Consider the following 12196-nt stretch of genomic DNA (forward strand, 5'->3'; position numbering starts at 1 on the left):
ACAAGTGGAGGAAGCGACGTGAACATCACAAGAAGACTTTTGGGGAAGGCAGCGCTCGGGCTTGCCGGCGCAACATTGCTGATGCAGTTGCCGGCAATGGCGCAGGACAGGCCGGCGCCGTTCGACAAGCCGGGCGCCGTCAAGATAGCGCTGGTCCGCTATCTCTCGACCGGCGACTTCTTCCAGGCGTATCTGTCCGGTGTCGAGGCGCAGGCCAAGGCGCTCGGCGTCGACTTGCGCGTGCTGGACAGCCGCCAGGACGCGGCGCTTCAGGCGGACATGGTCGACCAGGCCATCGCGCTCGGCGTCCAGGGCATCATCATCCAGCACGGCTTGACGGAATCGATGAAGGACGCCGCCCAGCGCGCGGTCGACGCCGGCATCAAGGTCGTCGCCTTCGACGTCAATGTCGAAAACCCCAAGATCCCGCAGATCGAGCAATCCGACCGCGACCTCGCGCGCCTGGCGCTCGAACAGGCCGTCAAGGACAATGGCGAGAGCTGGAAGGCCGGCTATGTCTATGTCGCCGGCATCGCGCCGCTCGACCGCCGCAACGAGACCTGGGTCGAATTCAAGAAGAAATATCCGGGCATCAACGAAGCCGCCATGTTCGGCACGCTCGACAATCCGATCGCCAATTCGGTCGCCAACCAGGCTCGCTCGGTGTTGTCGGCTCATCCCGACATCAAGGTGATGTTCGCGCCCTATGACGAATTCGCCAAGGGCGTGAAGATCGCCGTCGACGAGGCCGGGCTGAACAAGGACATCAAGATCTATTCGGCCGACATCTCGACCTCGGACATCGCCGCGATGCGCGAGCCGGACAGCGCCTGGGCGGCAACCGCCGCCACCAACCCGGCCGTCGTCGGTCAGGTATCCGTGCGTGCGCTGGCGCAGCTTCTGGCCGGCGAAGATCCCGGCCACAACGTCATCGTGCCGCCGACGCTGATCACTCAGAAGGATCTGATCGACAAGGACATCAAGAACATGGAGGACCTCTCGGCCAAGCTGCCGCAATTCGCCCATGCCGATGTCGCGATGCCGGCCTGGATGCCGAACCCGAACGCGAAGTAGTCTTTCGCTATCGGCAAAGGAAAAGAGCGGCTCGCGGGCCGCTCTTTTTGTTGGTCCGGTGTTTAGATCTACCTCAACGCCGCCGCGATGTTGCCGCCGTCGACCGTCGTCACATCGGCTGTGGTCCGCTCGGCCAGCGCGTGATGCAGGAAGGCCTGAGCGACGTCTTCGGCCGTCACTTCCTGCCCGAGCAGGTTGCCGGACATGTACTCCTTCTCCGACACGCCGCGCGCGCCCGAGCGGCTGGCGATCATGGCGTCGGTCAAAAGCCCAGAACGGATGCGATCGGCGTTGACGGCATTGGAGCGGATGCCATTCGCGCCGTAGTCGAGCGCATATTGCCTGGACAAAAACAGCGTTGCCGCCTTGGGAATGCCATAAGCGCCGAACTTCGGCCCCGGATTGACCGCCTGCTTGGAGGTGTTGAACAACAGCACGCCGCCGGTGCCCTGCTCCAGCATAATGCGCACGGCATTCTGCGCCGCCGACTGGTGGGCGAAGAAATTGAGTTCGAAGCTTTTGCGCAAGGTGACGTCGTCGAGCTCGCCGATCCGGCCCTCCCAGGCAGCACCGGCATTGGAGACGAGAATGTCGAGGCCGCCGTAGACGGCGACCGCCTTGTCGAACGCAGCGCGCATCTGCGCCGGATCGGTGATGTCGGCACCAATGCCGATCGAACCGTTGCCGGCGTTTTTTGCCGCCTCGGCAGCCCTAGCCGCATCGAGATCGACGACGACGGCATGGGCACCGTTGTCGGCGAACAGCTTTGCCGTGGCAGCACCGATCGCGCCGGCGCCGCCGGTGACCAGCACCACCTGGCCGGTCAGCGGCTTCGGCTTGTTGGCGGCGAGCTTGGCCTGTTCCAGCGACCAGTATTCGAGCGGGAACAGGTCGGCTTTGGAGAGCGGGCGGAAATCGCCGACGGTTTCGGCGCCGCGTACCGCCTCGATCCACATTTCGCCGACGTCGGAGGCGATCTTCGCGTCCTTCAGCGTGCGGCCGTGGCCGAACATGCCGAGGCCCGGCACCAGCGTCAGCCGCGGCATCGGGTCGAGCATGGTGCGCTTCACGTCGTCGAGCGCATCGTTGATTTCGAAATAGGCGCGATAGTCCTTGGCGAACGCCTCGACATGCTGGCGGATGACGGATTTGTAGTCGCCGAGCTTGTCAGCGTCGGGCGCCGGCAGTGCCATCGGTCCGGTCTTGATGCGGATCGACAGGTCGGGTGTGGAGACGCCGCGCCCGGCATAGTCGGCAATTTTTGCCGAATTGATGAAGTCGACGATCGCATCCGAGGTGCGGAAATCGCTGATCATGCGGTCGAAGCGGCCTTCGCCGCGCGCCACCGCCACCGCGCCGCGCAGCATCGGCGCAATCTCCGCGGGCTTCGTCAGCCTGGCCGGCAGGGCCACCTTTTCGGTGCGCGGCTTGCCTTGGCTGGCGATGAAATCCTCGGCGACGTTCACGTAATGGATCATCCGGTCGTAGGCCTGCTTGGCATCGTCGCCGAAGGTGAAAATGCCATGCTTGTCGAGGATCAGGCCTTCGACCGTCGGATCGGCGTCGAAAACATCGGCGGCCGCCTTCGCCAAATCGAACCCCGGCATGATGTAAGGCACAAAGCCCATCTTTTCGCCGAACACCCTCCGGCTCAGCGCCTCGCTGTCCTCCTGGTCGACGAAGGCGAGGATTGCGGTCGAATGCGTGTGGTCGACGAATTTGTGCGGCAGGAAGGCGTGCAGCAGCGTCTCGACCGACGGATTGGGCGAGGACGGATCGATGAGGTTCGCCCGCTGCAGCGCGACCATGTCCTCGTCGGAGAGCTTCTTCAGCGGCCGCGCCTTCAACAGCGCGCCGAGCTTGACCGCCGGCAGGCCTTGCGGCTCGATGACGCCCATGTCCCAGCCGCTGCCCTTGACGCAGAGCACGTCCCATTCGTCGCCGACGAGATCGGTGGCCCTGGTCTTGCACGAGGTGTTGCCGCCGCCATGCAGGACGAGCCGCGGCTCGCCGCCCAGAAGCCTGGTCGTGTAGACGCGCAGCGCCAGATCGCGGGCCACACCCTTCTTTGCATAGTCGGCGACCAGCTTCTCCGCGTTGCCGTCATTCCACAGGTTCTTCATGTCAGCTTCGTCCGATTTCTCTTTTGTTGTGAACAGGAATTCCGCGACGCCTTGATGACAATACGTCGGCGGCTGAAACTAGGTATCAGGCGACCTTTTCTGCTGCTGCTCCGGCATGGTCGAGCAGCCGTCGCGCCATGCGCGCGCCGACGACGAGATGGGTGCAGAGCCCGCCGGCGATCGCCGCGACGAGCGGTTCGAACTTGCTGTCCTCCTGCACCACCACAAGGCGCTTTTCGATGCTGCGCAACGATGACAGCTCTGCCGAAATCAGCCGGCGGTTGTAGCTGCAGTCGAGCGCCTGGCCTTGGGCGTCGATGATCTGCCCGGCAATGACGCCGGCCGCACCCGCTTTGCGCAATGCAGCCATTTCGCTCTCGGTCAGCGCGCCGCATTTGACCAAATGGCTGTCGATATCCACCGAGCCAACCGAGTATAGCGCCAGGTCGCAGTCACCGATACCCGACAATTGCTCGCGGATCACCGGCTCGGCGCGCAGGCCGCGAGCCAGTTCTTCCGTCGTCAGCACCAGCGGCGCGTAAAAATTCAGCCCCTTGGCATTGAGCCGGCGCGCGATCTCCATGGTGCATTGGTCCGGCCGGTACGAATAGGGGGCGCCCAGATTGCCGCAGAGCTGCACCACCGTGACGTCCTGCAGATCGGCATAGGACATGATGTCCGCGATCGTGTAGATCGTTCGTCCCCAGGCGACGCCGATGCGGTCGCCCTTCCTGACCAGTTCGAGAAAGACGCTTGCCGCCAGCACCGCGAGGTCGGTCGAAGGGTCGGCGACATAGCCGTTTTCCGGCGCGATCCAGACGGCGTCGAGTTGCAGCGCGTCTTCCAGCTTGCGTGCCAGCACGTCGTCGGTGAAAAGCTGGGTCGAGGTCGAGATGTTGACGATGCCGGTCTCGCGCGCCTTGCGCAGATACATGGCCACCGAGGCACGGGAAATCTTGAGCTGGCTGGCCACTTGGTCCTGGCGTAGGCCGTGTGCATAGTAAAGCCATGCGGCCTTGTGGATAAGCTGTTCTGCCGGTCGGATCGCCATGCCATCTCCTCGCTGACATTATTCACGGCTCTCGACAAAAGTCAAATTGAGAGAGGAGGCATGATATGGCATGGGAGCATTGCCGATGTCAGTAATTGCACATTTATTGTTATTGCGGTACCATTCGATCAGACAGGAGATCCGAGAATGAACGTATCATTGGGAGAGCGATGGGAAACCTTCGTGTCCAATATCGTCAAACGCGGCCGCTACGGCTCTGCCAGCGAAGTCGTGCGTGAGGGCCTGCGCCTGGTCGAAGAGCGCGAGGAAAAGTTGAAGGCGCTGCGTGCCATGGTGGACAAGTCGTTCGCCGAGGGCGGCGAGGCCACCGAGCAGGATATTGACGCGGCCTTGGAAGCCAAGGCCAAGCAGCTCGCAAGAAAAGGCTCTTAGGGGTGCCGCGGCTGCGCATGCTGCCGTCGGTACAGACAGAGTTGGTCAATATCCTTGAATACATCACCGGCCAAAGCGGCAGCCTGTTGATCGGCCGGCGCTTTGTGGATGCGTTGCGCCAGAAATGCCGCGATCTGGCGAGCTTGCCTGCGACGATCGGTCGTGCTCGTCCCGAACTCCGGCCTGACGTCCGAAGTTCGCTTTCAGGGGGTACGTGATTTTCTTCCGTTACTATGGCGATTTCTTCGAGTGGCGAACATTGTGGTAGGACATCGGGACATCGATGTTTTGTGGCCAGAGGGTGAAGGCGAGTAGGGGCGCCCAGGTGGATAGGCGAAGCCGCATACCGTTGAGGTGGCTTCGATGAGATATTCACCAACGGCGGGCACTTGCATCGCGAAAAGACGGTCGCAACAGACCGGCGATGCACAAATCCGACACCGTGTTCAAAGCCTGGTGGTAAGAAGGCCTAATAACACATTGCGGAGGACGGGATGGGCAATCCTTACGAACAGGACCTCGACAGGAACCCGGCCAACCACCAGCCGCTGACGCCGCTGACCTATTTCGAGCGGGCGGCAAAAACCTTTCCCGACCAGACCGCCATCATCCATGGCCGCCAGCGCACGACCTATCGCGATTTCTGGAAGCGCTCGCTGAGGCTTGCCTCGGCGCTGGCGAAGCGCGGTATCGGCAAGGGCGACACCGTCACCGTTATGCTGTCCAACACACCGCCGATGCTGGAAGCGCATTTCGCGGTGCCGATGACCAGGGCGGTGCTGCATTCGCTCAACACCCGCCTCGATGCCGCCGTCATTGCCTTCCAGCTCGATCACGCCGAAAGCAAGGTGCTGATCGTCGACCGCGAATTCGCCGGCGTGGTTCGGCAAGCGCTGGCGCTGGCCAAGGTCAAGCCGCTGCTGATCGATTACGACGATCCCGACTATGCCGCCGATGCGCCCTATCCCAAGGGGGAACGGATCGGCACGCTGGACTATGAGGCGTTTGTCGCCGACGGCGACGAGGATTTCGCCTGGTCGATGCCGGACGATGAATGGGATGCTATCTCGCTCAACTACACCTCCGGCACCACAGGCAATCCGAAGGGCGTCGTCTGTCACCATCGCGGTGCGGCACTCATGGCCTATGCCAACACCATCCATGCCGGAATGGGCAAGCACCCGGTTTATCTGTGGACGTTGCCGATGTTCCACTGCAACGGCTGGTGCTTTCCCTGGACGCTTGCCGTGCAGGCCGGCACGCATGTCTGCCTGCGCTGGGTGCGGCCGAAGCCGATCTACGACGCCATAGCCGATCACGGCGTCACCCATCTGTGCGGTGCACCGATCGTCATGTCGGTGCTGATCAACGCCAGGGACGAGGACAAGCGGCAGTTCCCGCAGACCGTCAGCTTCAACACCGCCGCAGCGCCGCCGCCTGAGGCGGTGCTGTCGGGCATGGCCGATGCGGGCTTTGCCGTCACGCATCTCTACGGCCTGACCGAAACCTATGGCCCGGCCGTCGTCAACGAATGGCATGGCGAGTGGGACCGGCTAGAGAAGGGGGCGAGGGCGGCGAAGAAGGCCAGGCAAGGCGTGCGCTATGCCGCGCTCGAAGGCCTGACGGTGATGGACCCGCAGACGATGCAAGAGACGCCGGCCGACGGCGAGACCATCGGCGAGGTTATGTTCCGCGGCAACATCGTCATGAAAGGCTATCTCAAGAACCGCGAGGCGAGCGACGAGGCCTTTGCCGGCGGCTGGTTCCATTCGGGCGACCTCGGCGTCATGCATCCGGACGGCTACATCCAGCTCAAGGACCGTTCCAAGGACATCATCATCTCCGGCGGCGAGAACATCTCCTCGATCGAGGTCGAGGAGGCGCTCTACAAGCATCCCGCGGTCGCTTCCTGCGGCGTTGTCGCCAGATCCGACGACAAATGGGGCGAGGTGCCGGTCGCCTATGTCGAACTGAAGCCGGGCAAGGCGGCGACCGAGGCCGAAATCATCGAGCACTGCCGCGCGCTGCTCGCCCGCTTCAAGGTGCCGAAAGCGGTGATCTTCGCGGAAATCCCGAAGACTTCGACGGGCAAGATCCAGAAGTTCCGGCTGCGGGAGATGGCAAAGCAGCCTTAGCGCCTGATCCGAAAACGGAACCGATTTCGGAAAGCATCTTTTCAAAATCCTTTGCGTCAAAAACACGGGGCGGCGTTGCAGGCGCGCCGGGCGAAAACCATATGCGTTTCATGGGCCAACTCCGTCCAGAGATGTCACCATCTGTCATCAGCGGCACCGGCTGGCCACAATTGCGCCTTGACAGGTGATGGTTTTCAATTTACGAGTGACGAAATTCTAAATTCGTCATTCGTAAATTTTGGCCAACGAGATGCTTGAAACCCTAGACACCACCGCCGATTCTGCCCGCCAGGAAAATGTCACGCGCATCCTGGATTGCGCGGAGCGATTGTTCCGCCACTACGGCTATGGCAAGACCAACGTCGCCGACATAGCGCGCGAACTCGGCATGTCGACCGCCAACATCTATCGCTTCTTCGCCTCCAAGGTGGAAATCCACCAGGCGGTTTGCGGCCGTATGCTCGAGACCTGCTACCGGTTGACCTACGAAGCCTGCCATGGCCCCGGCACGGCCAGCGAAAAGCTCCGCCGCTATGTGCATACGCACTATCAGTGGACGCTCGAGACCATGATCGACCAGGAGAAGGTGCACGAGATGGTCATCGTCGCCATCGAGCGCGACTGGCACGTCATCGAAAAGCACATCGACAGCATCCATGAACTGGTCGCGGAAGTGATCCGCGAGGGCATAGCCACCGGCGAGTTCGTCGATCAGGATCCGGTGATCGCGTCCCGGTGTTTCGGCGCCGCCATTATCAGCCTGTGTCATCCGCAGATGATGGCCCAGTGCCTCGCCAAGAAGAACCGGGCGACGCCGGACGAGCTGACCGAGTTTGCCATCAGAGCCTTGAAGAAATGACCGTTGCCGCCCGTCGGGCGGCGATACCGGCAATTCATCCCCACAGTTCGGGAGTACGAAAAGTGTCTTTGTCCAAGTCCATCACCTACAGGCAACCGGCCGCCGGCCTGGTGCTGATTGTCGTTGCCGCTCTCGGCCTCGCCGGCTGCTCGCAGGAGAAAGCCGAGGTCACCGAGATCATCCGCCCGGTCAAGGTGGTCGAGATCGCCAAGGCGAGCGATACCCGTCAGCTTTCCTATTCCGGATCGGTGCGTGCCCGCACCGAGATGAATCTCGGCTTTCGCATCAACGGCAAGATCACCGAGCGCCTTGTCGACATCGGTGACCGCGTCAAGCCCGGCGACGTTCTCGCCCGCATCGATCCCACCGACTACGAGCTTTCGGTGAGAAGCGCTCAGGCCAGCCTCGATGCTGCCGACCGTCAGGTCGAGACAGTCGAGCTTACGCACAAGCGCGTCGAACAGCTCTACGCAAAAAATTTCGCGCCGAAGTCGCAGCTCGAGCAGGCGACGCTCGCTTGTAATCAAGCGGTCGCCACGCGCGACTCCGCCCGCTCGCAGCTTGCCCAGGCCCAGAACCAGGTCCGCTATACCGATCTCAAGGCGGACAAGAACGGCATCGTCACTGCCGTTGCCGCCGATGTCGGCCAGGTGGTCGGCTCCGGCACGCCGGTGGTGACCGTTGCCATCGACGGCGAGAAGGAAGTCCTGATCGCTGTTCCGGAAACCGATATCGCTGAATTCAAGCCGGGCAAGACCGTCAAGGCCGGCTTCTGGTCCGACGAGGCGCTGACGCTCGACGGCAAGGTCCGCGAAGTCGCCGGCAGCGCCGATCCGCAGTCGCGCACCTTTGCAGTTCGCGTCAGCCTGCCCAATGATGCGCGCGTGCTGCTTGGCATGACCGCCTCCATCGAAGCCGCGGCGGGCAACCGGCAGCAGCTGGTGTCGATCCCGCTGGCCGCGTTGGCGCAAAAGGACAGCCAATCGATCGTCTGGACGGTGGACCGCAATGGCGGGACCGTCCATGCGCATCCGGTCAAGGTCGCCGCCTTCACCCCCGACGGCGTCAGTGTCGCCGACGGGCTTAAGCCGGGCGACGTGGTCGTCGCCGCCGGCACGCAGTTCATGACCGAGAATCTGAAAGTCAAGCTGACCGGTGATGCAGCGCAACAGTCGGCATCGGCCGATGACGCTGCCAGCCGTTTGCGCTGACGGCCAGGCAGTTCACGGTTTCCGGGCGGCAGGCGCCCGATTGTCGAGATCTCAGGTCGATGTAACCCCCACGTCGATGCTCGCGTCCCACCGCGATGTAGATCTCTCAACTCGGTAAGGCCTCGCCGTCCGGAAGCCCACATCGGAAGTTCCGTGGGCATGCCAAGCGCGTGCTCTGTTGATCAAATTGAAATGGACTGACGCCGATGACCATCGACACCAATGAAAAGCGGTCTTTCAATCTTTCGCGCTGGGCAATCGGCCATCCGAGCATTGCCCGCTTCCTGTTCGGTCTGATCATCGTCGCCGGTGCGCTCGGCCTGATGCGCATGGGCCAGAAGGAAGACCCCGATTTCACCTTCCGCGTCATGGTCGTCCAGGCGATCTGGCCAGGCTCCTCGATCAAGGAGATGGAGGACCAGGTCGTCAACAAGATCGAGCGCAAGCTGCAGGAAACGCCGCATCTCGATTTCGTCCGCTCCTACACCCGCGCCGGCAGCGCCATCATCACATTGCAGGTCAAGGGCGACACCAATCCCGCGCAGGTCGCGGATGCGTTCTATCAGGTGCGCAAGAAGGTTGGCGATATCGCCAATGAACTGCCGCAGGGCTTGCTCGGGCCCTATTTCAACGACGAATTCGGCGACACATTCATTACCCTGCATTCGATCAGCGGCGACGGCTACAGCTATCCCGAGCTGAAGAAATTCGCCATCCAGGCACGCGACATGCTGCTGACGACGCCCGGCGTCGAGAAAGCCGTGATCATCGGCGACCAGCCGGAAAAGCTCTATATCGACGTTTCATCCAAGGTGCTTGCCGAACGCGGCCTGACGTTGACCGACCTGCAGAATGCGATCAGGGGCCAAAACAATGTCGACCCGGCGGGCTCGGTCGACACCGGCCAGCGTTCCGTGCGCATCTCGGTCGAAGGCGACGTCACCAGGGCGGCCGACATCCGCGAGCTTCGCCTGCGCGCCGGCAACCAGGTGACGCGCCTCGGCGACATCGCCACGGTGACCTCCGGCCTCGAGGATCCCTATCAGCGCAAATACCGTTTCAACGGTCACGACAGCGTCCAGCTTGGCGTCGTCATGGCAAAGGGCTTCAACGTCACCGACGTCGGCAAGGACGTCGAAGCGACCTACAAGCGCTTCGAGGAGGCGCTGCCCTATGGCGTCTCGGTCAACCAGATTTCCGATCAGCCGGGCGTCGTCAAGGATGCGGTGGCCGAGTTCATGGAAGCGCTCGGTGAAGCGCTGCTGATCGTGCTTGTCGTCTCGTTCCTGTCGATCGGCTGGCGTTCGGGCCTGGTGATCGCCATCGTCATTCCGCTGGTCCTGGCAGCCACCTTCGCCATCATGTACGAACTCGGCATCGATCTGCAGCGCATCTCGCTCGGCGCGCTGATCATCGCGCTTGGGCTCTTGGTCGATGACGCGATGATCGTCGTCGAAATGATGGAGCGAAAGCTCGAGGAAGGCTTGGTCAAGGTCGAGGCGGCGAGCTTCGCCTATTCCTCGACCGCTTTCCCGATGCTGACCGGCACGCTGATCACCACAGCCGGCTTCATCCCCGTCGGTTTCGCAGCCTCGACGGCCGGCGAATATGTGCGCACCCTTTTTTACGTCGTCGGCATCGCGCTGGTCGTGTCCTGGTTCGCTGCGGTCTATTTCACGCCATGGCTCGGCCACATGATCCTGAAGCAGCGCAAGCACGCCGGCAGCCATCACGATGTCTTCGACACGGGTTTTTACCGCCGTCTTCGCTCGACCGTGTCATGGGCGGTGCGCCATCGCATCATCGTGCTGGTGATGACACTGATGACCTTTGCAACAAGCCTGTGGGCGTTCCAGTTCATCCCGCAGAATTTCTTCCCGCAATCGTCGCGCCCGGAAATCCTTGTCGACCTCTGGCTCCCGGAAGGCACCAGCATCAAGGAAGTCGAGACCCAGGCCAAGGCGCTCGAAGCCAGGATGATGGACGACAAGGACAAGCGCTTCATCGCCACCTATATCGGCGAAGGCGCGCCGCGCTTCTTCCTGCCGCTCGACCAGCAGCTTCGCAACCCGAACTTCGCCCAGCTTCTGGTCATGGCCAATGACGAACCGGCCCGCGAGCGGCTGATCGTCAAGCTGCGCACCATCCTGGCCGAGGATTTCCCATCGATCCGCGCCAAGGTCGATCGCCTGTTCCTCGGTCCGCCGACCGGCTGGCCGGTACAGATGCGCGTCATGGGTCCGGATCGCCAGGAAGTGCGCCGCATCGCCGACGAGGTGAAGGCGAAGTTCCAGGCAAATCCGCTGCTCGGCGCCATCCACGACGACTGGCTGGAGCCGGTGCCGGCGATGAAGCTGGTGATCGACCAGGATCGCGCCCGTGCGCTCGGCGTCACCTCGCAGCGCATCCGCCAGATGCTGCAGGCGACCATGTCGGGAGCGCCGCTCGATGACTTCCGCGACGGCGAGGAGACGGTTTCGATCGTCGCCCGTGAGCCGGAGGCAAGCCGTCACCTGCTGTCGGCGGTCGACTCCGTCTACATCCCGACCGATTTCGGTGGCTCCGTGCCGCTGTCGCAGGTCGCCAAGATCGTCCCGGTGCTGGAGCAAGGGGTTGAATGGCGGCGCGACCGCTTGCCGACCATCAGCGTACGCGCCACGCTCCCGGATGGCGTGCAGTCGAACGATGTCGCCATGAAGATGTACAGCGACATGCAGAGCCTGCGCGACGGTCTCGCACCCGGCTACAAGATCGAGATCCAGGGCGGCGCCGAGGATGCGGCCGAAAGCCAGGCCTCGATTGCGGCGAAAGCGCCGATCATGCTGGCCGTCATCGTCGTGCTGCTGATGATCCAGCTGCAGCATTTCGGCAAGGCCATGCTGGTGCTGGCGACCGGTCCGCTTGGCATCATCGGCGCGGCGGCGGCACTCTTGATCAGCGGCGCCCCGTTCGGCTTCGTTGCCATCCTCGGTGTCATCGCCCTGCTCGGCATCATCATGCGCAACTCGATCATCCTGGTCGATCAGATCGATCAGGACATCGCCGCCGGCGTGGAGCGCTCCGAGGCCATCATCGGCTCGGCGGTCCGCCGGTTCCGGCCGATCGTGCTGACGGCGTTGACCGCGGTGCTGGCGCTGATCCCGATCTCGCGCGGCGTCTTCTGGGGGCCGCTCGCCTACGCCATGATGGGCGGCATTCTCGTCGCCACGGTGCTGACCATCCTTGTCCTGCCGGCAGCCTACGCGCTGTTCTTCGGCAGGGAGCCCAAGAAGGCCGAGGCAACGGAAGAGGCGGCCAAGGTGGCAGAAGAAAGCGAAAGGCCGCAACTGGCCCTGGCGGCCGAATAGAGC

The 12196-nt window shown here is 62.7% G+C and carries 9 protein-coding genes; 7 read left to right on the plus strand and 2 right to left on the minus strand.

The genetic code is table 11. The annotated features are described in order from the left end of the window. The first annotated feature begins 18 nt into the window (after positions 1–18). Positions 19–1074: a substrate-binding domain-containing protein gene (locus E5W70_RS02360; protein WP_292653854.1), complete on the plus strand. Its 1056-nt coding sequence runs from the start codon at positions 19–21 to the stop codon at positions 1072–1074. Between the two features lie 68 nt (positions 1075–1142). Here E5W70_RS02360 and E5W70_RS02365 read toward each other — a convergent pair whose 3' ends face one another. Both E5W70_RS02365 and E5W70_RS02370 read right to left on the minus strand, forming a co-directional pair. Further along, on the minus strand, positions 1143–3197 hold the full coding sequence (locus tag E5W70_RS02365; RefSeq protein WP_292653855.1) for a bifunctional aldolase/short-chain dehydrogenase: 2055 nt from the start codon (positions 3195–3197) through the stop codon (positions 1143–1145). Between the two features lie 85 nt (positions 3198–3282). Beyond that, positions 3283–4248: a sugar-binding transcriptional regulator gene (locus tag E5W70_RS02370; protein ID WP_292653856.1), complete on the minus strand. Its 966-nt coding sequence runs from the start codon at positions 4246–4248 to the stop codon at positions 3283–3285. A 147-nt stretch (positions 4249–4395) separates the two neighbouring features. Between E5W70_RS02370 and E5W70_RS02375 the strand changes: the two genes are divergently transcribed. The 6 genes from E5W70_RS02375 to E5W70_RS02400 all read left to right on the plus strand — a co-directional run bounded on the left by E5W70_RS02375 (position 4396) and on the right by E5W70_RS02400 (position 12193). Continuing rightward, entirely contained in the window at positions 4396–4641 is a 246-nt protein-coding gene (locus E5W70_RS02375) for a type II toxin-antitoxin system ParD family antitoxin (RefSeq protein WP_292653857.1), read from the plus strand. 17 nt (positions 4642–4658) lie between these two features. Next, positions 4659–4859: a type II toxin-antitoxin system RelE/ParE family toxin gene (locus E5W70_RS02380; protein WP_292653858.1), complete on the plus strand. Its 201-nt coding sequence runs from the start codon at positions 4659–4661 to the stop codon at positions 4857–4859. Positions 4860–5135: 276 nt separating this feature from the next. Next, entirely contained in the window at positions 5136–6776 is a 1641-nt protein-coding gene (locus E5W70_RS02385; protein ID WP_292653859.1) for an acyl-CoA synthetase, read from the plus strand. A 250-nt stretch (positions 6777–7026) separates the two neighbouring features. Continuing rightward, a complete protein-coding gene (locus tag E5W70_RS02390; RefSeq protein ID WP_023675998.1) occupies positions 7027–7635 on the plus strand; it encodes a TetR family transcriptional regulator in 609 nt (202 codons plus the stop codon). Between the two features lie 62 nt (positions 7636–7697). Further along, on the plus strand, positions 7698–8846 hold the full coding sequence (locus E5W70_RS02395; protein WP_292653860.1) for an efflux RND transporter periplasmic adaptor subunit: 1149 nt from the start codon (positions 7698–7700) through the stop codon (positions 8844–8846). Between the two features lie 206 nt (positions 8847–9052). After that, positions 9053–12193, plus strand: coding sequence for an efflux RND transporter permease subunit (locus tag E5W70_RS02400; protein ID WP_292653861.1), 3141 nt, complete (start codon positions 9053–9055; stop codon positions 12191–12193). The last annotated feature ends 3 nt before the right edge of the window (positions 12194–12196 follow it).

The organism is Mesorhizobium sp. (assembly GCF_005063415.1).
In the GTDB taxonomy this organism is placed as follows: domain Bacteria; phylum Pseudomonadota; class Alphaproteobacteria; order Rhizobiales; family Rhizobiaceae; genus Mesorhizobium.